18 protein-coding genes are annotated in these 22,351 nt (G+C 36.4%); 7 read left to right on the forward strand and 11 right to left on the reverse strand.

What is annotated here, in order from left to right; translation table 11 throughout:
* Positions 1-62: 62 nt before the first annotated feature.
* Entirely contained in the window at positions 63-491 is a 429-nt protein-coding gene (locus tag IWB64_RS01450) for a hypothetical protein (RefSeq protein ID WP_194532341.1), read from the reverse strand.
* A gap of 88 nt (positions 492-579) precedes the next feature.
* Positions 580-1,344 carry an NYN domain-containing protein gene (locus IWB64_RS01455; RefSeq protein WP_155595522.1) on the reverse strand — a complete coding sequence of 255 codons (765 nt, stop codon included), beginning with the start codon at positions 1,342-1,344 and terminating at the stop codon, positions 580-582.
* Positions 1,345-1,506: 162 nt separating this feature from the next.
* On the opposite strand from IWB64_RS01455, the gene IWB64_RS01460 reads away from it, so the two are divergent.
* Positions 1,507-2,295 (forward strand): NIPSNAP family protein, encoded by a 789-nt coding sequence (locus IWB64_RS01460; protein ID WP_194532342.1) that lies wholly within the window; start codon positions 1,507-1,509, stop codon positions 2,293-2,295.
* A gap of 10 nt (positions 2,296-2,305) precedes the next feature.
* Here the strand turns inward: IWB64_RS01460 and IWB64_RS01465 are convergent, their stop codons facing one another.
* From IWB64_RS01465 to IWB64_RS01480, 4 genes are all read right to left on the reverse strand, one after another.
* Positions 2,306-3,430, reverse strand: a complete 1,125-nt coding sequence (locus IWB64_RS01465; RefSeq protein WP_226975779.1) for an OmpA family protein — start codon at positions 3,428-3,430, stop codon at positions 2,306-2,308.
* 101 nt (positions 3,431-3,531) lie between these two features.
* Complete coding sequence (locus IWB64_RS01470) at positions 3,532-5,004, reverse strand: hypothetical protein (RefSeq protein WP_194532343.1); 1,473 nt, start codon at positions 5,002-5,004, stop codon at positions 3,532-3,534.
* A gap of 120 nt (positions 5,005-5,124) precedes the next feature.
* Complete coding sequence (locus IWB64_RS01475) at positions 5,125-6,879, reverse strand: TonB-dependent receptor (RefSeq protein ID WP_194532344.1); 1,755 nt, start codon at positions 6,877-6,879, stop codon at positions 5,125-5,127.
* Between the two features lie 98 nt (positions 6,880-6,977).
* On the reverse strand, positions 6,978-9,995 hold the full coding sequence (locus IWB64_RS01480) for a tetratricopeptide repeat protein (RefSeq protein ID WP_194532345.1): 3,018 nt from the start codon (positions 9,993-9,995) through the stop codon (positions 6,978-6,980).
* Between the two features lie 289 nt (positions 9,996-10,284).
* Between IWB64_RS01480 and IWB64_RS01485 the strand changes: the two genes are divergently transcribed.
* The 4 genes from IWB64_RS01485 to ppgK all read left to right on the forward strand — a co-directional run bounded on the left by IWB64_RS01485 (position 10,285) and on the right by ppgK (position 14,551).
* The gene (locus IWB64_RS01485; RefSeq protein ID WP_194532346.1) at positions 10,285-10,968 is read left to right on the forward strand and encodes a cell division ATP-binding protein FtsE; all 684 of its coding nucleotides are present in this window, start codon (positions 10,285-10,287) and stop codon (positions 10,966-10,968) included.
* Between the two features lie 154 nt (positions 10,969-11,122).
* Positions 11,123-12,208, forward strand: coding sequence for an endonuclease/exonuclease/phosphatase family protein (locus tag IWB64_RS01490; protein ID WP_194532347.1), 1,086 nt, complete (start codon positions 11,123-11,125; stop codon positions 12,206-12,208).
* 93 nt (positions 12,209-12,301) lie between these two features.
* A complete protein-coding gene (locus IWB64_RS01495; protein ID WP_194532348.1) occupies positions 12,302-13,117 on the forward strand; it encodes an NUDIX hydrolase in 816 nt (271 codons plus the stop codon).
* A 684-nt stretch (positions 13,118-13,801) separates the two neighbouring features.
* Complete coding sequence (gene ppgK / locus IWB64_RS01500) at positions 13,802-14,551, forward strand: polyphosphate--glucose phosphotransferase (protein WP_194532349.1); 750 nt, start codon at positions 13,802-13,804, stop codon at positions 14,549-14,551.
* Between the two features lie 57 nt (positions 14,552-14,608).
* Here the strand turns inward: ppgK and IWB64_RS01505 are convergent, their stop codons facing one another.
* The 4 genes from IWB64_RS01505 to IWB64_RS01520 form a co-directional block, all read right to left on the reverse strand.
* Positions 14,609-15,511, reverse strand: coding sequence for a hypothetical protein (locus IWB64_RS01505; protein WP_194532350.1), 903 nt, complete (start codon positions 15,509-15,511; stop codon positions 14,609-14,611).
* 101 nt (positions 15,512-15,612) lie between these two features.
* Complete coding sequence (typA, locus tag IWB64_RS01510; protein ID WP_194532351.1) at positions 15,613-17,412, reverse strand: translational GTPase TypA; 1,800 nt, start codon at positions 17,410-17,412, stop codon at positions 15,613-15,615.
* Between the two features lie 191 nt (positions 17,413-17,603).
* Positions 17,604-18,143, reverse strand: coding sequence for a hypothetical protein (locus IWB64_RS01515; RefSeq protein ID WP_194532352.1), 540 nt, complete (start codon positions 18,141-18,143; stop codon positions 17,604-17,606).
* 166 nt (positions 18,144-18,309) lie between these two features.
* Positions 18,310-18,783, reverse strand: a complete 474-nt coding sequence (locus tag IWB64_RS01520; protein WP_194532353.1) for a hypothetical protein — start codon at positions 18,781-18,783, stop codon at positions 18,310-18,312.
* Positions 18,784-18,958: 175 nt separating this feature from the next.
* Here IWB64_RS01520 and kdsA point away from each other — a divergent pair, with 175 nt between their 5' ends.
* Both kdsA and IWB64_RS01530 read left to right on the forward strand, forming a co-directional pair.
* A complete protein-coding gene (gene kdsA / locus IWB64_RS01525; protein ID WP_194532354.1) occupies positions 18,959-19,780 on the forward strand; it encodes a 3-deoxy-8-phosphooctulonate synthase in 822 nt (273 codons plus the stop codon).
* Positions 19,781-19,906: 126 nt separating this feature from the next.
* Positions 19,907-21,880 carry a DUF3857 domain-containing protein gene (locus tag IWB64_RS01530; protein WP_194532355.1) on the forward strand — a complete coding sequence of 658 codons (1,974 nt, stop codon included), beginning with the start codon at positions 19,907-19,909 and terminating at the stop codon, positions 21,878-21,880.
* 8 nt (positions 21,881-21,888) lie between these two features.
* Here IWB64_RS01530 and IWB64_RS01535 read toward each other — a convergent pair whose 3' ends face one another.
* Positions 21,889-22,248 (reverse strand): DUF1801 domain-containing protein, encoded by a 360-nt coding sequence (locus tag IWB64_RS01535; protein WP_194532356.1) that lies wholly within the window; start codon positions 22,246-22,248, stop codon positions 21,889-21,891.
* Positions 22,249-22,351 lie beyond the last annotated feature (103 nt).

Genomic DNA, 22,351 nt, shown 5'->3' on the forward strand with positions numbered 1-22,351 from the left:
TTATGTACTACTCTCTTACTACTTACTATTGTGAAAAAAAGTCTTTTTTCACATTCTTGAAGTTACATGATTTTTACTCGCGCTCCTTTTATTCCAAAAGTTCCATCAGCATAGGTATACGTACCTGTTAAAACTTCTCCTTTTGCCGTTAATTTCACATTAAAAACTATGCCTTCCAACTTAACTTCAAAACTAATAGTATTACCTTCTAGCTTAACTTTTTTACCAAAAACTTCATTTTCATCAAGTTGAACAAATACATTATTCTCTCCATTTTCTTTAAAAATAGAAAGCGCCCCTAGCTTATATTGCTCGGGTGCATTTTCTGCAGAATACTCCCAACTTCCAAGTAGTTCACTCTCCCTAGGCTTTACATCTTTGCATTCCTTATCATTAGTACTCAAATCATTTGCGCTAATGGCGCCACCAAAAGTCATACTAATTAAAAAAGTGGTCAATACTGCGAGGGAATTCTTCTTAAAAGTTCTCATTTCTTCAACAAATTAATTCGTACTAATTTCAGGCACATTTCTCATTGAAAAACGGAACCATCTATATAAAACGAACATAAGACCTTTATTATTTTGTTGAGCGCGATTTAGGCTTGTCTGCCATTTTAACGTAAACCAATTTTTTACGTCCTTTTGAATCTTCGCGACGATCTACTTCTATTGATTTAATGGAATTTATAAGTGGAGTAAGTTTTTGAAAACCGTAGTTACGAGAGTCAAAATTAGGTTGTTTTTTTTGCAAAAGACTTCCTACATCACCCAAAAAAGCCCAGCCGTCATCATCGGCTACATCATCTATTGTAGAAGCGATTAACCTAATATCTTTAGCTGTAATTCTATCTACATTACTCTTAGCTGCCTTTGGTGTCTTAGCACTAACGGAACTGTCTTCTTCCTCGTCTTCTTTCTTGAGGATTTCTATATAAATAAATTTATCACAGGCTACTATAAAAGGGTTGGGCGTTTTCTTTTCTCCAATCCCAAATACCTGCATACCGGCTTCTCGCAAACGCGTGGCCAGACGAGTAAAATCACTATCACTGCTCACAATACAAAACCCGTTGACCTTTCCGGCATAGAGAACATCCATGGCGTCTATGATCATAGCAGAATCTGTTGCGTTCTTACCTTGGGTATAACCGTATTGCTGTATTGGGGTTATAGCATTCTCTAAAAGAACATTTTTCCATTTCCCAAGACGTGGATTGGTCCAGTCGCCATAAATACGCTTTATGGTAGGATTGCCGTATTTAGCAATTTCCTCCATCATTTCTTTTACGTAAGCCGAAGGAATGTTGTCACCGTCTATAAGTACCGCAAGATTTAAATCCATCATGATTATATTTTCTTTACTGCAAGTTACGTCGATTCTTTCAAAAAAAAGAAGCGATTTTTACATAAAAAGTGACAATCTACCCATTTCTGGCCTCACTGATTTTTATTAGGTTTTCAGAAGGTTCTTCACTAAGTTTGATTTTCCAAACCCTATACTTTTATGAAAAATTCCATCCAAAGTTCTTTTATAACTTTCATTTTAATTTTAGCTGTAGCCCTTTCTGCAAACGCACAAAATCAAGAGAAACAGTTCTATCAATTGAAAACCTATTTTCTGAAGGATGGAAATCAAGAGAAGGTTGTAGATACTTACTTAAAAAACGCATATCTACCTGCTTTAAAAAGAGCCGGGATAGAAAATGTTGGGGTGTTCAAATTAATCCCTACAGAAGAGATAACCGACCTTAAAATCTATATTCTATTACCTTTCAGCTCTATTGAACAATTTTTGACATTAGATGATATGTTGGCTCAAGACAAAAGCTACCTTTCCGCGGGTGACAGCTACATTCATGCTAAACATGACAATGCCCCTTACGAGCGTATCAATTCTACTTTAATGAAAGCCTTTCCGGAAATGCCCATGATGGAAGCATCTAAAATAGAAGGACCAAGAAAAGAACGTGTATACGAACTTCGTAGCTATGAATCTGCCACCGAGGCTATTTACCAGAACAAGGTAGATATGTTCAATGCAGGAGGTGAAGTTACGCTCTTTGATTCTTTAGGTTTTAATGCTGTTTTTTATGCCGAAGTATTATCCGGTGATCGTATGCCCAACTTAATGTATATGACCACTTTTGCAAATAAGGAGTCTAGAGACGCACATTGGAAAGCCTTTGGAACTGCTGAAAAGTGGCTGGAATTAAAAGCCAACCCAAACTACCAGAACAATGTAAGCAAGGCAGATATAATATTGCTTTACCCTACGGAATATTCTGATTACTAGACATGAAAATTTAGGGTTTTGGTTTGCTGATAATGAACTCTACTCTTCTGTTTTGCTTTCTGCCTTCAGAAGTAGCATTATTAGCTATTGGCTTGTCTCCTCCGTGACCTTGCCATACTACTCGATTTTTATCTAATCCTAAATGCACAAGGTATTCGGCAACAGCCTTTGCTCGTTTCTTAGATAAAGAACGATTATATGTATTGCTTCCAATAGAATCCGTAAAACCGTTTATTGAAATATATAATGTCTTATTCTTTAATAAATAGAAATAGATGCTACCAAGTTCTTTCTTAGCAGTTTCAAGCAATGTAGCTTTATCAAAAGCAAAAAGCACGTCTTCAAATACATGAATTTTATCTAGTTCAAATGTGCGTGACTCCACATTGGCAAGAACAACTTCCTGTTTAGCTTTATTGTTCTTTGCTTCTGAAACCTCAACCATATCCACATAATAGTACGCACCTTGCTTGGCATTACGTTTGGTCTTAAAAAGGCGAGTTCTTGCATTACTTTTAAAGTTACCGATCATTAGATATTTTTCCGAGCCTTTGGCAACGAATTCCGTGTGTACCAATATCCAATCTTGAGTATCCGAATAGAAATTGGAATACCCAATTTCTAAATAATTATAAGTGTTTTTTTTCTGCTGATAGATGAGTTTTTTTGACAGCTCCTTTTTTGTATCTACACTCAATTTATCCTTAGAAAACAAGACTCCAAATTCTTTTATGGCAAAATCCGAACGTTCAGCTAAACTCACATAAAAAGACACCCTATACTTTACCCCTTCTTTTAAAGGTTGAAGTAATTTAGTTTGAAAATATTCTCTATAATCATCTGGTGCAAAAAGATAAAGTCCAGCATAACCCTGACCGAAATTTGCAGGTTGCGATCCATTAAAATTCTTTGGTGTACCCATTTCCGTACTGCATCCATTAAAGTAATCTGTAGAACCCTCAGTAGGAGTTGACCAACCTTTAACATCAGTACTAAAATTACCCAGGCGTTTAGGACAATTTACATAAGTTTCAAAACTGGGATTTTCAACTAAATTCTGTGACTTTAGCGGATGCAGAAATAACATCCCGAATAAAAGAAACATAACGTTCCCGAGTGGAAATTTGGTCATCATGAGCATTTTGGTCGACTCTAAAATAGACAAATAAAAAAATACTCAGATTTACCCTATCTCAGCAGGGACTTCTTTTTAGAATATGAAAACTATTGAATACGTTAGTTTAGAGAATCAATATAGGCTTGAATCAAGTCTACACCTTCCGTGTGTAATTCTGTAATACCTATGAGCGGCATAGAAGGTCCGTAAGCAGGGTCTGTATCAACTCTTGCTCTAATATCTGCTTTAAATTCTTCTACATTGCTATTAGCATACAAGGTTTCATATCTAAAATCTGGACGAACACCTTCGTTTGAATTATGTAGGGCACCAGGTTGGTGACAATGCGCACAATTCACATCCATATAAGCTTTGGCACGTTCCGCAAGTGTAAAAGAATCATCCAACCAATCTGGAAGTCTTTCTATTTCTGCAGTAGCAGGTGCTCCGGAAAGCAAACCTTTATCAATAAAATTTTGAAGTTGATTTTTACCCTTGTACACAAAGTTTAAGTTTCGCGCTTTAGGGCCTATTGGAATAGTTGTATTGTTTACATCATGACACTGAGTACAATTAATTGTAAACGGCACTTTATAACCAACGGATTGATTACTACCCGAACCATCTATCCAACTTACTTGTATCGTAGGCGCATCATTACTAAAATCCGCTTCTGTCTGAGCTTCGTTCCAAAGATAATTACCCATACTCCACGCACCATTAGTTTTAATCATTACACGGGTTTCTATTAATTTTGTGCCAAGAGATTCATCTCTTTCGTCATTATAATAGAAAAAAGTTTTACTGATTACCGTATTATCTGGAAACTGCAAAAGCCCCTCATCATTGTATGTCATTTGAGCACCCTCAGGAAGGGATATCGTTCTGAATTTCTGAGCATAATCGCTATATAAAGGTGTACTTAAGCTATACTCATATGATGTCGCATTAGGAACCAAATCACTTGGATTCCCTCTGAATATTTTTAAATCGGATAATTTTGGAAGAAACTCAGCCACTGCATAAACGGTATCGTCTAAATACGGATTACTACCTGCTGTTACCTCATCGCCATTATTTACACCATCTGCATCACAATCTGCATTTTTCCAAATATTGTTTGCCGCATTATACCCCGTATAGTTTTCTTCTTGAATAGGATCACAAGGACTGTCTTTATCAGTTCCGTCTGCATCTTCTTGAAAATCAGGAATACCGTCACCATCCGTATCTTTGGTTTCATCTACGTATGGATCTGTACCATTGGCAAGTTCTTCTGCATTGGTAACACCATCAATATCACAATCGGCACCTAACCAAATGGTATTATCCGAATCGTAACCTGTATAACCAGAATTGGGTTTTGGGTCACAAGGATTGGTTTTACTTGTACCATCCAAAATTTCCTTTGAATCTAGAATTCCATCACCATCTGTATCTACATCAACAGAAATCGGAGCCTCAGAATCATCTGACCCACAAGCAGCAAATAAAATCATTGATGCTACAAGTATAGTACCAGCAATTTTTCTTCCTGAAAGAAATCTAAAAATTCTATGATTAGCCTGGGCTTTTTTATTATTCTGAAACATGATGTATTTTCTTATTAGCAACTGAAACAAAAATAAGTATTCTACCACAAATCTTACGACAGCATAGATAAGACCCTAAAAAAATCGGGCAAACACACTTCTCTTATTTCCCTGAAGAAACTATAGGTCGAATTTATAGGTCAAACCACCCATAACTTGCAAGCCCTGAACAGGATAGTTAGAAAAACGTTGGTAATTGTTATTGGCAATATTTGCCATTTTCACGAAGAAAGAAAGTTGATCGTTCCAGCGATATCCTACATGGAAATTAGCATCAAAATAGCCATCCAATACTACCCGATCAGCAAAAAATTCTGAAGGAATTCCACTTGCAGTTGCAATGGTTGCTACATCATCTCGCTCACCTACGTAAAATAGATTTGCTCCTGCAAACCATTTCTCTCCTATTTGGTAATCCATAAACAATGAACCCTTAAGATCTGGTAAATTCCAAGCTGGGTTATCGGTTTCCGTATTATAGTTGAAATATTCTACATTCACTCCTAAACTGAAGTTACGGTTCACGTCTACATTTAATTCTCCAAAAGCTCCTATAGTCTTCACATCATCATAAAACACCTCAAAAGAATTACCATAGTAATACCCTTTTTCATCCGTTCTAGAATCGTTTCTAGCATTCAGTTTATATAGTGCCTTTCTATCTTCCGTAGTATAACTCACTTTAACATTATAACTTAAATTAGGTAAAATCTGCCCCTTTAAACCCACATAAGCATCGTATTTCTTATCCGTAGGAACAATACTCAACGTTGGTGAAACATAGGGATTATCCTCAACAAAACCATAGTAGGAATTCTGCATTAAATCGCCCTCTACTCCACCGTAGACTATTGCCATATCATCTAACAATCTGTAAGATGCAGTAACCGCAGGGTAGATATAAAAATTACTATCGCTATTTTCAGAATCAAGTCCGTACACAAGGTTTACACCTAAATTCAATGAAAAATCTTCGTTTAACAATGCCAAGCTTGGGTTAATACCTACCTGCAGATTGCTATAATTTATTTCTGGTGTATTGGTTGGATTGTTAAGACTAGAATTTTTAAAACTACCGCTTACATAATCCACTTTAGCTTTAACCCCAAAATTCTCATCCGCCACCGGAAATGAAAAACCTGTTTTAAAAACAGCTCTATTTTCTCCAGATTTAACAGCATCCCAGAATCTTCTGTATTCCAATTTTGCATTTTCAAAATAAGAATCCTCAACATTTATATGACCAGATGCTTCGGCCATATAATAGTTCTGACGCTCATCAATACCATCTACCTCTTCTTCTGTAAAAGTAGCATCTGGAATACCATACCAATTATACAACTGGTGCTGTGCACCTACATCTACACCCCAATCAAAATCGCTATCTCTTTTGGTATAGCTAGCATCTAATTTAGAGTTTGAGTAAATATTATCCAAAGCAACGCCATCAATATCGCCACGAGAAGAATTATGTTCCAAGCCAAGCGTATAACCAGATTCGCGGTCAATAGTTCTACTGGTGTAAAACTTGCCCATTAAATTGGCAGGATTACCAACTCCTGCAGAAGCATACGAATTGTACAATACCGGTGGCGGCGTTTTCTTTACGGCAGAAGCCTTACCCTTAGCCGGTGTAAAAGTAGAGGCTACGGGAACAGAAAATATACTGTAGTTTATCTTTTTCTTTTGCAAGACAATAGAATCGTTAAGATCGGGAATAGTCTTGATTTTAAAAGCATCGCTAATCGTTGGCGTATAGGCCTTGGTAACGGTAACGGTTTCCGTACCTATATCGTCTTTTTCTTCTTCTTGCGCAATGGCAAACTGAAAAACACCAATAAGGAAAATAAGTGTAAGCTTTATATGTTTGTGCATTCTGTGTTCTTTTTTGAATTTACACCTTAAAAGCGAAGCCGGTTCTAAAAGGCCTCGTTCAAATTCAATTTTCAATCTTGTTAAATCTATTTCTAATTTCAATCGGTTCTCACTGATGAATTACTCTGTGCTTCTTTAGCTTTAATAATCGAAAGCTCGCCTTTGGCCTCAGAAACAATTTCGGCATACTGACTGAAATTACTTATTACACTATCCAAAATATAGGTGGCTTGGTAGGCATCGCCCAAAGCATAAAAGTTCTTGGCCATGATAATCAATCCTTTCCCTCCCCATTCTTTATAACCTGAATAGTCTTTTGCTAATTTTTGTACCGCTATGTTTGAGTTTTCATAGTCTTGAGACTTGCTTTTAAAATAGGCATCGTAATACAAGGCTTCAGCCGCTGTACCCCCTGATGCTATTTTTAACACATCGGCATAAGCACTTTCTGCTTTTGCCTCATCACCTGTTGCGATGGCCGACCGTGCTATCATTATCTGTGCATCACTTTTAATACGGTTATCTATTGTAGGTGTAGCCAATACTTTTTCTGCATAAGCCAATGTCTTACCATAGTCTTTCTGCTCATAGTATCCTTTCATTAAGTTAGATTGAGCAAAAATTCTGTTTTGCTGAATATCCGCTTGATTTTCCAAACGTTGTAAATAAGGCAAGGCCGAAGCATAATCCTTTTTACCAATGTAGACTTCACAAACCCTAGTCAACGCCTGCTCTGCATATTCGCTTCCCATTTTATCGGCAACGAATTTATAATTTGGCAATGCCTTTTCCTTTTCGCCTTTAGCAAAATATAGTTGTGCTAAGTTGAAATTGGCCTTAACGGAATTTAATCCTTTTGGAAATTGTTTGATGTAATTCTCATACCCTTTAATGGCGCCATCTTTTTTGCCTTCCATATTTTGTTTATCGGCAGATTCAAAGGTGGCGTTGTCCAATTCACTATCCGTTACCTCAACAAAATCTAATTTTGACACCCATTCTCCGTACTCATCAACTCGGCCTAAATCAACATAAATCAATTTTGCCGTAGATACCGCCTGAATGGCCTCTTGTGTATCTGGAAAATTATGAACCACTGCTTTAAACTCGGTCAGCGCCTGTTCATTACGGTTTGCATTATAATGGACCAAACCTTGGCGCATCATTGCCTGTGGCACCAAAGAACTAGCTTTATACTCCGTAATTACACGTTGGTATGTCTGAAGACCTTGTTGCTCTTGTCCTGAAGCTATTAAGGTATTTGCTAATTCAAAAAGAGCATCATCTTTTAAACTCGACTTTGGATATGCCGAAACGAATGTTCTTAACTCTTCAATTTTAGTATCGCGTCTATCTACAAAACCGTAGCTAATCGCTTTTTGATAAGCCGCATAATCCTTTTCCGTTCCGGTAAGTGAAAGTGCTTTATTGTACGTTTCTATAGCTGGCCAATATTTACTGGTCACAAAATAGCTATCTCCTAAACGAAGGTAACCGTCATACAGCTTCTGTGTATCGCTAGAACCCGCATTGACGAAATTTTCAAAATAAGAAATGGCATTACTGTAATCTCTTAACTTAAAATAGGTATATGCTAAATTGTAATCTAGCTCTTTATATTCTTCAGTAGATTTAGCCGATGGGTTTTGCTGAAACTGAATATAGTCTACCAATGCTTTGCTGAAATTATTTAGGGCATATTCCGCTTCGGCTTTCCAATAGTTTGCTTTTGCACGGAACATATTATCCTCGGCACTATCAAGCGACTTTCCTAAATTCTCTGCCGCACTTTGGTAATCAGCATTCATGAACAATTCTATACCGCGGTAGTATGCTACTTTCTGGTAGGTAGCCTTACTAGCGTAATTCTTGTTTTTCTCAAGCAGCTCCATGGCTCCAGCAAAGTTTTTAGAGGTAATATATGAGTCTACTAATAACTCTTGCATCTCTTCCTTGTTGGCACTATCTGGGTATTTGGCCAAATAATCAGTGATAACCTGTGGAACTGGTTCGTAAGCATTACCAACTTCGTAGCTTAAACGCGCATAGTTTAAATATGCATCTTTCTGAATTTCCTGGGAGAAGTCCATTTGAGAAGCATTTCTAAACGCATTCAATGCTTCTTGCTTTTTATCCAACTTCAGATAACATTCCGCTAAATGGTAATATGCATTTTGAGAAACGCTATTAGTACCTCCTATAATTTTATTGAATTGCTGAACGGCATTGGCATAGTCGCCTTGCTTGTAGTACGAATAGCCCAAAAGGTAATAATCCGTATTACTCCACTTGCCTTTTTTACCTTGATAATCTTCTAGGTAAGGAATGGCGTTTGAATATTCTTTTAAGTTGAAATAGCTCTCGCCAATTATTTTGCTAAGCTCCGACTTCTCTTTTCGATCACCCTTTGCCATTTGCTTCTTTGCCAAACCTATGGCCTGATCAAACTTACCAAGCTTAAAGTTCATATCTGCCTGATAATAGTCCATCTTCTCTTCAAGAATATCAGGATCTTTTATCTGATCAAAACGCTGGTTGGCCGTTTCATAATCATCTTGCTGATAAGCAATGTAGCCCATATAGTATTTAGCCTGAGAAGCATAAACAGGTGAATTTTCTACTTTTTGAAGGTAGCTTTCTGCCTCTTTCTGTTTTCCAGACGAATACAAGGAATACCCATAATTAAAATTGAACTTGTCCATCTCTTTACGGGATAGTGCACTTTGTTCAACCTTATTGTACCATTTTAATGCATACGGATACTTTCCGGTTTCAAAATAATACTCGGCCACATCTACATAAGCAGAGTTCCTTTTAGTAGATGTTGGATAATTGGCCACGAAGTCCTCCATTAACCGATCAGCTCCCAATTGGTTCAAACGAACTGCAGCATTGGCCTCGTAATAAGCACTATTGGCCTTGGTCTCTAAATTCTTGGTATTATCCTTAACCTTAGCAAAAATGGACTGTGCAGCTTGGTACTGCTCATTGTTATAGAGCGACAAGGCATCTTGATATTGTTTCTGATCGTGAGTATAAATTTTAGTCTCTTGAGCGATTCCCATAGAAACCATCCCCAGAAAAACAGGGATAAGCGCGGTGATTTTTTTTAGCATAGTGTTCTAACTAGAAATATGTATTACCGTTAATTAATTTTAATAACGTTGAATATTGCATCTAAGTATATAGTGAGGGGTGTTTTCAACTTAATAATTTCACACCACCGGCAATCTTGAAAAAAGCAAAAAGATTTTATCAGTGCTAGCCCTACGTTAATCTTTAACTTATTACTTTTATATTATAATTACGATTCAAAGTTCGAGATTTGGCGATCACTATACAGAACTACGCCCTACCTTTAACGATTGATTAACAAATTGAACTTATAACCCGGTACCCTTAAAGATGTCAGAAACGATTTTAGAGCTAAAGGATGCAGCTATTTTTCAAAAAGATAGTCTTATTTTAAATGAAGTAACGCTTGATGTACTTAAGGGCGAATTTGTTTATTTGATAGGAAAAACGGGAAGTGGAAAAAGTAGTTTTATGAAAACGCTCTATGGAGACCTTCCTCTTAAACAAGGTACAGGGAGCATTGTAGATTTTGACCTCACCAAATTACGCGAAAAAGACATTCCTTTTCTACGCCGTAAAATTGGCATTGTCTTTCAAGATTTTAAATTATTACCAGACCGCACAATTAATAAAAACCTCTACTTTGTACTTAAAGCTACCGGCTGGAAAGATAGCCATAAAATGAGCCAAAAGATAGAGGACGTTTTGGATAAAGTAGGTATGAAAACAAAAGGGTTTAAATTTCCGCATCAGCTTTCCGGTGGCGAACAACAACGTGTAGCTATCGCAAGGGCACTTCTTAATGACCCTGATCTTATTCTAGCCGATGAGCCTACAGGAAACCTTGATCCACAAACCAGTGTAGAGGTCATGAAAGTTCTACAGGAAATACATAAGTCTGGGCGTTCTATTTTAATGGCCACACATGATTACGCACTTATTCTAAAATATCCGTCAAAAACACTTAAATGCGACGGCAACAAAATCTTTGAAGTCGTACAACGAGCCGTGTAGACTTAACTACCATTTATACATAAAATAACCTTATCCCTACAAAAGAGTAATATATAGGGCTGTTAATTTTCATAACTTTAGGGCACATGGCAACTATCTCCTTTTTTGGTGGATAAATTGCGATGGCAACGTAAATTCTTAAAAACAAGACGTTATGCCCCATATCAATTTTGCTTGGTGGAATCTTCAGAATTTTTTTGATACTGATGACGACCCTATTTCAAATGACTTTAGCTTTACACCCGCAGCAGGCTGGACAGATAGTGTATTCAATAAGAAAAAAGAAAATCTAGCCGAAGGCCTTAATCTTATTTGGCCCAATGAGCAAATTGATTTACTCACCGTTTGTGAAATAGAAAAAGATACGCTTCTTCAAGACTTATTGGAAGAAGCTGGCATGGACCACCTAAGCGTTGTCTTTGATGCTGCTGGCACAAGTGATTTAAGAGGCATTGATGTTGCCATGGCCTATAACCCTAACAAACTTACGGTGGTTTCAAGAACATCTCATCTTGTTCACCTCAGGTATCGTACGCGAGATATTTTTGAAGTGGTTTTTAGAATTAATGATACAGGCGAAGAATTTGTAGTCATCGCCTCTCATTGGCCATCACGTAGCAGAGGTCAATATCATTCCGAACCATTGCGTATTGCCGTTGCCGAACACATTGCATTTTTAGTGGAAGCGCACACCAAAGTAGATTCCACAACTTATGAGACGCTTCAAGCAAATGATGACCTGGCAGCTATTCAAGCTAAATGGGAAAGTAAAGTTTTGGTAGTTGGTGATTTTAACGATGAGCCTTTTGACCGCAGTATTATACAGCATTTAAAAGCCTCTAGAGACTTAGATAAAGTTAAAGGAGCTACTAACGATTTTGATAAATTCGTACACACCTATAAATACAGGGCTAGAGAAACTTTTCTTTACAACCTAAGTACCACTCTTATAAATAAATCTGCTTCGGGGAATACAGGGACTTATTTTTTAAGCGGATTATTTGATGGCACAGTATTTACCAACCGCTATCAGATGTTAGACCAGCTAGTGGTAACGCGTGGTTTTTTATCCGGTAACGGCCTTACTGCAGAAATAGACACTTTTGACATTGTTGATGACGGCACATTGGCAACCTCTAGCGGAAGGCCAAGATCGTTTAAATACAAATCTTCCAAACCTAATTTTGTACCCAGTGGCTATTCAGACCACCTACCCTTAAAGTTGAAACTCAATTACTGAGAATAGACCATAAAATGTGTTCTAATAAATTGAAACGGGTATCTTTAAAACGTAATTAAAGATTTGCCGCTTAGGCAGCCTCAAGCCGTTATCATGATCTTAAAAAAGCAAACCTACAGACCGGACAAGCCCACAAACCCTTTTATTGGGGCTCTCCTTTTTCTAATCTCAATTATCCTTTTATTAATCACCGGGCCACTTGGCTTTGTTTACGGTATTTTTCATAGCCTGTTTACCCGAGGGATTAAAGGTGTTGGCGAGTATTTTTTAAAAATTGCTATCTCTATAGATCAGCTGGGAAATGTAATGATGCAACATTTAATGAATATACTCTGGACAGATAAGAACGGTTATAAATTTGGTAATAGAGATGAGACTATTTCAAGTGCCTTAGGACGCAATAAAAAGCTGGGGACACTTACCGCAGCAGGAAGACTTATAGATAAGATTTTAGATATTATTGACCCAGACCACTCGCTCAATTCCATTGATTATTATGTGGAACCTTCGGAAAACATCATAGACCATTTAGCATGGATACGTATTGAAGACGAGCAAATTCTCTGTCTCAAGAAAGTAAACGAAGATTTCTATTTTATTCCCAAAGGCATGCGTATTGTTGGTCATACCGATTCTCAAACCCTAGAAAAAAGCACCAAGCAAATTTTTAATGTAGATATTGATATTACATCAATGGAATTCGTTGGTATTTTTGAGGCTCAGGCAAACGGGAAGAAACCAGGAATTTTATCACGCATGACTTGCTATACGGCAGTACATAAAGGTGAGTTGCAACCTGATTCTAAAATCAACGAAATAGTGTGGTTAACGTATGAAGACAAAGCTAACCTGAGCGAGGTAGATCAGTTAATTTTTGATGTTTTATATCAAAACGGTGAGCTTGCCTAAAATCTGTATCTTTAGTTTCCTTTTATCAAATCCTAAACCCCCTAAAAACATCAACTTAAACAGCCTGCAAACCAGGGGTGAGTTCAACCAATATACATTAGGTGAAGAAAAAGCAAATCTGGGCATACAGGTCTCTGATGCATATGCCAGAAAACTGAGACATACATGGCTACCTAGCTTCAATAAGCGATATAGATGCTCAAATTGGCAAGGTCTATCAAGAATTAAAAAAGACTTAGAGTTAGACAAAAATACCGTCATTATAATTTAGGGAGACCATGGTTGGTATTTGGGAGACCACCACGTCTGGGAAAACATACTCTTTTTGAAAATGCCTTAAAAAGCACGCTCATTATCAACTCTCCTTATTCCCAATACCGAAGAAGTTGCATACAGTTATTTCAAGAACGGAATCTCTATGCGAACTAAAAATTACAGGTTAACAAAATACTTTAGAAAAGACCAACCCGTTATTGAACTGTACGACCATGACTTGGGCAATGTTAAAGAGGATAAAATATTGCGGAAGAAAAACTAGAGATTGTAAAAGAATTGATGCCGCTTTTGACAAAAGGAGATACAGGTATTTTCACGATTACCGAATAAAATGTAAGCAAGTGCGTATCGTTCGATTACTCTCAAAAGTTTTTGTTACTTTGCCGCTATAAATTTTAAAATAGAATAATGGAAGTTTTAGGTATTGATGTAGGAGGTTCTGGTATAAAAGGTGCCATTGTAAATATCGAAACCGGAAAATTAGTTACGAAACGTCATCGTATACCTACCCCTGAGTCCCGTAAGCCAGAAGATATGGCAGATAGCGTTGCCCAGATTGTAAAGCATTTTGATTACAAGGGTAAAGTAGGCTGCGGTTTTCCGACTGTTATTAAAAGAGGAGTCTGTAAATCTCCTGGAAATCTTCATAAAAGTTGGTTGAACACCAATGTAGAAGAGCTTTTTCAAAAAAAGACCGGTCTTGACTTTACCGTAATTAACGATGCCGACTTAGCTGGTTATGCCTCTATGAACTATGGCACAGGTAAAGATATGGAAGGCCTTGTTGTAATGCTTACTATTGGTACCGGACTTGGTAGTGGTGCATTTCTAGACGGAAAATTGATTCCTAATTTTGAACTAGGACAAATTCCATATAAGAAATATAAGAAAATAGAACTTTGGGCGGCAGGGTCTGCTAAAGATCGTGAAGGATTGACTTATAAAAAATGGGGCAAGCGCTTCAACAAGTTTCTAAAATTGGTAGATTTAATTGTTTCCCCAGATACTATTCTTCTGGGTGGCGGTGCATCAAAAGATTTTGACGAATTTAAAGATTGTATTACTATAGACACTCCCGTTATACCTGCTGGTCTTCAAAATCATGCTGGAATTGTAGGTGCAGCGGCTGCAGCTTTTCACAACATATCATACCATTAAAGAACAATAACTATAAAACAAAAAAAGGCCTTAATTGAGAATTAAGGCCTTTTTTGTTTATTTAATCTTTGCATTCTCTGGAACTGCAAAAAAGTCTTGATCAATATCTTTTAGAAAATGGATATCTGTGATATCTATTTGAGTAACATACTCACCTTGCATACCTTCTTTCGTACTCCAATGTGTTCTTAGTTCTTTTGGCAATAATACTCCACTTACGTCTACCAATTCACCAACTTCCATAAACTTTTCAGGATTGTGACCTCCATCTTTAAAATACTCAGGATATGAAACTATATATCTGTTTGCGGTCAATAAATGCGATTCTTTATCAAACTGAAGAATATAATAATCATCAGGAGCATCACCAGTACCAGCATCAAAAGTAACTTTCACTACATCATTAGCTTTATTCTTATAGGTTGTTTCTGGCAACAGTTCTAGATTTACACCTTCACCATCCAATACAAATGGATGTCCCATTAAGTATAGTGGTGTTAGCGCCCAAAACTTAGTATCGTATGCAAAAGCCGTAGAATCCTTAGCCTGTACCCAGGCAGTTTCACCATCCCATCCAAATGTTGCCGTACTATCCGTAACGCTTGTATGCACCGCTTTGTTACGCCATGCATCTACTACCTCATAACTATCACGTACCGTGCTACCATCTAAAGGTTGGTAATTAAAACGAAAAGCCAATGCTCCGTTACCATACCAATTTTTAAGCCCACCGTGAGCCTCCATTCCTGCCCAAACGATTTTACCTGCATCTGTTTTTTCTAACCTGCTTTTAGCCTTCTCTACACGATTGTTAACCCAAGCTTCAGGTATTACATAACCTTCTGTAGCTTCATCTGTAGCAACTGCGGTTGCTTCTTTCTTTTCTTTTGGTTGCTCATTACATGATGATAATAACGTACCAATCATTAAAAAACCGATAATTTGAACATTAAATTTCATAGGTATTCTTTTTGGGTTAAAACCTTAAGTCGATTCAATACATTATACCTTTCAAAAAAGGCAAAAAAAAAGCCCTGAATGTTAATTCAGGGCTTTTTAAATTATGCTATTTTGTATCTCTTTCGATCTACTTCTGTGAGATATATTTTCCTAATTCTAAGAAAGTTTGGTGTTACCTCTACATACTCATCTTTCTGAATATATTCTAACGCCTCCTCTAATGAGAATTTGATAGCAGGAACAATCTTTGCTTTATCATCCGCACCTGAAGAACGAACGTTTGACATCTTTTTAGTCTTAGTGATATTCACCGTCATGTCATCACCACGAGAATTCTCACCAATTACTTGACCTTCGTAAATATCCTCTCCCGGATCAACGAAAAACTTACCGCGATCCTGAAGTTTATCAATAGAATAAGGTATTGCTTTTCCATTTTCCATAGAAACCAAAGAACCATTCTGTCTTTGTGGAATAGCTCCCTTCATAGGTTGGTAATCCAAAAAGCGATGCGACATAATAGCCTCACCAGCAGTAGCGGTCAACAATTGGTTACGAAGACCAATGATACCTCTTGAAGGTATCAAGAATTCACAAATCATACGTTCACCTTTAGCTTCCATACTGGTCATCTCTCCTTTTCTGATAGAAACCATTTCTACTGCTTTTCCAGAAACATTTTCTGGCAAATCAATAGTCAACGCTTCTATTGGCTCACATTTAACACCATCAATTTCTTTAATGATAACCTGTGGTTGACCAATTTGAAGTTCGTAACCTTCACGGCGCATGGTCTCAATCAATACAGAAAGGTGTAATACACCACGACCAAAAACTAAAAACTTATCCGCACTATCTGTTTCATTAACACGAAGTGCTAAGTTCTTTTCTAGCTCACGCTCTAAACGTTCTTTAATATGTCTTGAAGTAACAAATTTACCGTCTTTACCAAAAAATGGACTATCATTAATAGTAAACAACATGCTCATTGTTGGTTCATCAATAGCGATTGTTTTTAAACCTTCAGGATTTTCAATATCAGCAACAGTGTCACCAATTTCAAAACCTTCAATACCTGTTATAGCACAAATATCTCCTGTAACTACTTCTTTTACTTTAAGTCTTCCTAACCCTTCAAAAATAAAGAGCTCCTTAATTTTTGATTTTACGATAGACCCATCTCTTTTAACCAAAGAAATTTGTTGTCCCTCTTTTAAACCACCTCTAATTAACCTTCCAATAGCAATACGTCCTGTAAAAGAAGAGAAATCTAAAGATGTAATTAACATTTGAGTATTACCTTCTTTTGGTTCAAAAGTTGGGATATGCTCAATAACCATATCTAACAATGGCTCTATGTTTTCTGTTTCATTTTTCCAATCATCACTCATCCAGTTGTTCTTTGCCGAACCGTAAACGGTAGGAAAATCTAACTGCCATTCTTCTGCACCTAATTCATACATAAGATCGAAGACCTTTTCATGAACTTCTTCTGGAGTACAGTTTTCTTTATCAACCTTGTTGATAACCACACAAGGTTTCAAACCTAAGTCAATTGCTTTTTGAAGTACAAAACGCGTTTGAGGCATAGGGCCTTCAAAAGCATCCACCAATAACAAAACTCCGTCTGCCATGTTTAAAACACGTTCAACCTCACCACCAAAATCGGCGTGACCAGGAGTATCAATGATATTAATTTTTGTTCCTTTATAAACAACAGATACGTTCTTTGAAGTAATGGTAATACCACGTTCACGTTCTAAATCGTTGTTATCCAAAATTAAATCTCCTGTGTTTTGATTCTCACGAAACAATTGACAGTGATACATAATTTTATCTACCAAGGTTGTTTTACCGTGGTCTACGTGTGCGATAATCGCAATGTTTTTAGTTATTGGCATATGTAAATATTTAATAGCAGTCAGCCGCTATTTTAAGCGTGCAAAGATACTGCTATTTTCCATGCAGTAACACAAACTTATGTTATTTTTATGTTGTTGATTTCTAGCCAGTTCGCTCTAATTAGGACAAGTGACTATAAGTGATGCTCTTATTCGTACAAAAAGTGTTTATAAAAAATCCAATTAATAGCTTAACGCCGTTTTCCTAATACCCAACCTACACGCGCTGATAGAATGGGTCCCAAACCATTGTCGGATTGCGTACTAAAATACCCTACTCCACCCTCTAAGCGATAGAAAAACCCACGCTTATAGGTTCGTTGTAAGCCGTATACCGGACCAACACCAATAATACTCTCAGCCAATTCTAAATCTCCGAATATTGGATTTGCATCTTGATAGACCATTACCGCAGCTATATAATTCCCTGAATTACCAGAGATATTTTTCCCTTTATCCAATCTTCTCTCCATATTGTAATAATAACGGAACTGCCCCCTTAGCGTAGGATAAATACCAAAATCTGTTTCACAACCGCTACATCCTCTTAAGCCAAAACCAACAACAAGCTCTAAGCTAGCCGTTGTATTTTTTCCTAATCCTTTTTCATAGAGAATTGCAGGCACAGGCAATCCTAACTGAACTTGATGATTCTCAACATTTTTGTTGGTTTGTGCTTGTGCACAAATTGTAAAGACGAAAAAAATTAATAAAAAATTGATGCTTTTCATAAGATAGTTCTATTATCCGTTAAGCTTTTTAAGTTATCAAACATTAAGCCATTAACTCATTTTTCCTAACATATTTGTAGGAAAAAAACTTTATTAAGATATCTTGACAAGCAACTACTACTTTTACTTTAAAAAACCTACACTTTCCTTAAACAAGAACAACCACTTATTTCCCTACGCACCATCGTTTTTCGCTTATAATCCACCCGATACTTATATTGGCTACAGGGTAAACTCTACCTTTAAACTGACCAGCATAATAAGCAGCACCAACATCAACAGAGAAATTGAACCCTGAATCATAACTGCGCTGCAGACCAGTTACCAAACCTGCATAACCAAAAGCACCCTTTACCTCTCTGTTTTCAATTATTCTAGCTCCAGGAAAAAATACTGCAGCAGCAGGCGCCACGTAATTTGCGGAATTACCATAAATCTGCCTTCTATTTTGCTGCCTTTTTTCAAAATTGTAATAATACCTATACTGCCCAGCAATAGCTGGGAAAAACCCTAACTCTTCATAAACTTTAGATACTAAAGGGTCTAGTGCAACTTGCATTCCTGCTTTGACATCAAACGTAGTGTTGGTGCCAATTGCCATTTCATATTCAAACCCAGGGTTTACAAGGTTAATTTTCATCTGTCTTAATTCGCAATTTTTACCGAACTGAGCATTGACATGGCTCACAAGCAGTATCAGCAAAAACAAGGGTAAGCTTTGTTTAAAATACATTTTGATTTGGGTTTTCTACAATCTTATTCAAATACAACCGTAAGCTGCTTAAAATAGTATCTTTGTTCAAAATATTCGACGAATGGACTTATCCTTAATACCTCAAATAAAGCATACAGATAGCAACAACTTTTTTCTACTTTCAGGTCCTTGCGCTATCGAAGGCGAAGATATGGCGATGCGTATTGCAGAGCATATTGTTACGATTACCAGCGATTTAAAAATACCTTACGTATTTAAGGGTAGTTTTAAAAAAGCAAACAGAAGCAGATTGGATTCTTTTACTGGTATTGGGGACGAGAAGGCATTAAAAATATTACGGAAGGTTTCTGAAACATTTCATGTACCGACTGTAACCGATATTCACACGGAACAAGATGCTATTATGGCTGCGGAATACGTAGATGTATTACAAATTCCAGCTTTTTTGGCGCGTCAAACAGATTTAGTTGTTGCAGCTGCTGAAACAGGAAAAACAGTTAACATTAAAAAAGGACAGTTCATGAGTCCAGAAAGCATGAAACACGCGGTTAACAAAGTTACAGAAACAGGTAACCAACAAGCTATGATTACAGATCGTGGTACCATGTTTGGTTATCATGATATGGTAGTTGATTTTAGAGGCGTACCCACCATGAAACAATATGCCCCTGTTGTTTTAGATGTAACCCATTCATTACAACAACCCAATCAATCTTCGGGTGTTACAGGCGGTAGGCCTTCATTAATCGGAACAATGGCACGAGCAGGAATGGCTTCCGGTGTTGACGGTCTTTTTATAGAAACTCATTTTGATTGCGCCAATGCAAAAAGTGATGGTGCCAATATGCTTGACTTAGGGTTGATGAAAAAATTATTGACCGATTTAACAGCTATTAGGAGAACAATTAATGAGCTTAAGTAACTCCTGCAGTTTCTTTCTGAAATTTCTTTTTTATTAAAACTAGTCTTCGAATACTTTTCGTTAACTAAAACAATCCTGCAATATTTGAAACTTAAAAAAGTTATCGATTCTAAAAAACAGTCGAAAATGCATACTCGCTTCTCAATACTAGTTTTATTTCATTTAATCAGTTTTACGATTCAATCACAGCAGCCAGACACTTTCGGAGAAGTTACCGCAGAAGAATTGCAGATGACCAATTACCCTAATGATTCATCTGCCAATGCCGTAGTCCTATATGAACGTGGGGATAATTATTTTAAAGTAATCAATAATAGCATTCGCATAATAAAAGAATACCACGTTAAAATAAAAATTTTAAACGAAAAGGGATATAATCAGGCTGATATCTCCATTCCGATTAGGAAAACGGAAAAAAATTCTGAAATTCTAAAGGATTTAAAAGCCATTACCCATAACGGAAAAAATCAAATCAGAGTCCTCTCAAAAAACATGTATACTACAGATGTACACAAATTTGCCAGTGAACGAACCTTTACTTTTCCCAACATAAAACAAGGAAGTGTAATAGAATATAAATACAAATTAATATCACCATATATCTACAATTTTAAGGGTTGGGATTTTCAATCGGATATTCCTAAAATATATAGCGAGTTCAATGCTAAAATCCCAGGGAATTACGTTTACAACCGAGCAATGATCGGTAGTATAGAATTAGATATTAACGAAGCTGATGTTAAAAGTGAATGTTTTCATATAGAAGGATATCGAAGTGCCAGTTGTGAAATTTTAAAGTATGCAATGAATGATATACCTGCGTTTAAAATTGCAGAAGATTTTATGCTAGCACCTTCAAACTATATTTCTCGCCTAGATTTCGAGCTTTCCGAATATACAGATTTTCAAGGGTTAAAGAGTAGATATACTAAAACTTGGAATGATGTTGACAAAGAATTCAGAAATGATAAAAATATTGGAAGACAGTTGACTAAAAAGAGTTTTTTCGAAAACCATGTGCCAGAGACACTACTTAGCGAACCGAACGAAGAACAACGCGCAATGAATATTTATGCCTTTGTTCAAAACCATTTCAATTGGAATGAGAAATATGGAATTTACGGAAAAGCTCGTGTTAAAGAAGCTTTTAACCAAGGTAGAGGTAATGTTTCTGAAATTAATTTATCACTTATTAATCTTTTGAATGCTGCTGGGCTCAAAGCTAATTTAATGCTAATGTCCACCCGTAAAAACGGGCTTCCAAAACAAGGTCATCCAGTTATGAGTGATTTTAATTACTGTATTGCTCATCTCACCATCGACGGAAAAATTTATTTGTTAGATGCTACAGATAAATATATGGCATTTGGCATGTTACCTTTTAGAGCTCTTAACTACTATGGCAGGGTAATGGACTTTAAAAATGAAAGTTATTGGCACACCATTATCGCTGAAAGCGACAACATACATCAGATACGTATTCAACTGGATTTTGATATTGAAGAAAAAAAAGCTACTGGAATGATGGACATTACCAACACTGGTTACAACGCAATCAATGTCCGTAAAAATATAAATACACAAACAGAAAATGAATACTTGAACTCATTGGAAGATGATATTGAAGGAGACTTTATCATAACCGATTATAGTAGAAATGTAGAACAGCAAACAGAAACAAAAACTTCAGAACGTTTAAAATTTGAATTAGCAAATGTATTAAATGGAGATATGGTCTATTTTAATCCATTCCTGATCAGTTTCTTTAATAAAAACCCTTTTTTACTAGAAGAACGTAACTATCCTGTAGATTTCGGTTATTCTCGTATTTACAAATATCAAACGGTAATAAAAATACCAGATGGGTATGCACTTCATGAACTTCCAGAATCTAAGACCGTTAAATTAGGCAACAATGCCGTAGAGATGAAGTTTCAGTCAAATGGAAATGAAAAAACTGTCATTATTCAATTTAATCTTTCATTTAACTCACCACATATATCAGCAGAAGATTATGAAGATTTAAAGACTGTTTTTAGTTATGTGACTGATATACAAAACAACTCTCTTGTAATTTTAAAAAAAAATAACCGACTTTAATTAGATAATTACTTATAAAATCTAGCATTCCTAACCGCATAAGCTTCTTTAAGAATATCAATAAGAACAGAATCGTTTATGCTTTCTAAAGAAGTATAACGCAAAGATTTAATCACCTTACGACCTTCACTGATCATATGCTCTTGATGCACTGTAAAGTGTGCTCCCTTCCAAAAACCAAGATCTATATAATCTTTACTTTGATTCAAATAACAAAAGGGCGTTCCATTGATATAATAAAAGGGAACTCTATATTTGAACTTTAAATCAACCTGTGTAACAGTTCGCTCAACTACCGATTGCAAATGCAGCAAAATACTCCTAAAAGGCTCAGGCTTATCAAGTATGTAATTTTCTGCAGGGTTCATGGTTTAAAATCAGGTTAAATAACAACAAATATAACTACCGCCCGTTGTACTTTATAGACTAAATCTTCATTTTTTTCATGATTATCAGCACATTAAAAAATAA

Source organism: Zobellia nedashkovskayae (assembly GCF_015330125.1).
In the GTDB taxonomy this organism is placed as follows: domain Bacteria; phylum Bacteroidota; class Bacteroidia; order Flavobacteriales; family Flavobacteriaceae; genus Zobellia; species Zobellia nedashkovskayae.

What these genes read in the sequence shown, in the direction of transcription:
- IWB64_RS01505 (WP_194532350.1), bottom strand. Translation starts at nt 15,511, where the DNA reads ATGAAATTTAATGTTCAAATTATCGGTTTTTTAATGATTGGTACGTTA.
- IWB64_RS01450 (WP_194532341.1), bottom strand. Translation starts at nt 491, where the DNA reads ATGAGAACTTTTAAGAAGAATTCCCTCGCAGTATTGACCACTTTTTTA.
- ppgK (WP_194532349.1), top strand. Translation starts at nt 13,802, where the DNA reads ATGGAAGTTTTAGGTATTGATGTAGGAGGTTCTGGTATAAAAGGTGCC.
- IWB64_RS01490 (WP_194532347.1), top strand. Translation starts at nt 11,123, where the DNA reads ATGCCCCATATCAATTTTGCTTGGTGGAATCTTCAGAATTTTTTTGAT.
- IWB64_RS01465 (WP_226975779.1), bottom strand. Translation starts at nt 3,430, where the DNA reads ATGATGACCAAATTTCCACTCGGGAACGTTATGTTTCTTTTATTCGGG.
- typA (WP_194532351.1), bottom strand. Translation starts at nt 17,412, where the DNA reads ATGCCAATAACTAAAAACATTGCGATTATCGCACACGTAGACCACGGT.
- IWB64_RS01520 (WP_194532353.1), bottom strand. Translation starts at nt 18,783, where the DNA reads ATGAAAATTAACCTTGTAAACCCTGGGTTTGAATATGAAATGGCAATT.
- IWB64_RS01515 (WP_194532352.1), bottom strand. Translation starts at nt 18,143, where the DNA reads ATGAAAAGCATCAATTTTTTATTAATTTTTTTCGTCTTTACAATTTGT.
- IWB64_RS01485 (WP_194532346.1), top strand. Translation starts at nt 10,285, where the DNA reads ATGTCAGAAACGATTTTAGAGCTAAAGGATGCAGCTATTTTTCAAAAA.
- IWB64_RS01530 (WP_194532355.1), top strand. Translation starts at nt 19,907, where the DNA reads ATGCATACTCGCTTCTCAATACTAGTTTTATTTCATTTAATCAGTTTT.
- kdsA (WP_194532354.1), top strand. Translation starts at nt 18,959, where the DNA reads ATGGACTTATCCTTAATACCTCAAATAAAGCATACAGATAGCAACAAC.
- IWB64_RS01495 (WP_194532348.1), top strand. Translation starts at nt 12,302, where the DNA reads ATGATCTTAAAAAAGCAAACCTACAGACCGGACAAGCCCACAAACCCT.
- IWB64_RS01470 (WP_194532343.1), bottom strand. Translation starts at nt 5,004, where the DNA reads ATGTTTCAGAATAATAAAAAAGCCCAGGCTAATCATAGAATTTTTAGA.
- IWB64_RS01475 (WP_194532344.1), bottom strand. Translation starts at nt 6,879, where the DNA reads ATGCACAAACATATAAAGCTTACACTTATTTTCCTTATTGGTGTTTTT.
- IWB64_RS01460 (WP_194532342.1), top strand. Translation starts at nt 1,507, where the DNA reads ATGAAAAATTCCATCCAAAGTTCTTTTATAACTTTCATTTTAATTTTA.
- IWB64_RS01455 (WP_155595522.1), bottom strand. Translation starts at nt 1,344, where the DNA reads ATGGATTTAAATCTTGCGGTACTTATAGACGGTGACAACATTCCTTCG.
- IWB64_RS01480 (WP_194532345.1), bottom strand. Translation starts at nt 9,995, where the DNA reads ATGCTAAAAAAAATCACCGCGCTTATCCCTGTTTTTCTGGGGATGGTT.
- IWB64_RS01535 (WP_194532356.1), bottom strand. Translation starts at nt 22,248, where the DNA reads ATGAACCCTGCAGAAAATTACATACTTGATAAGCCTGAGCCTTTTAGG.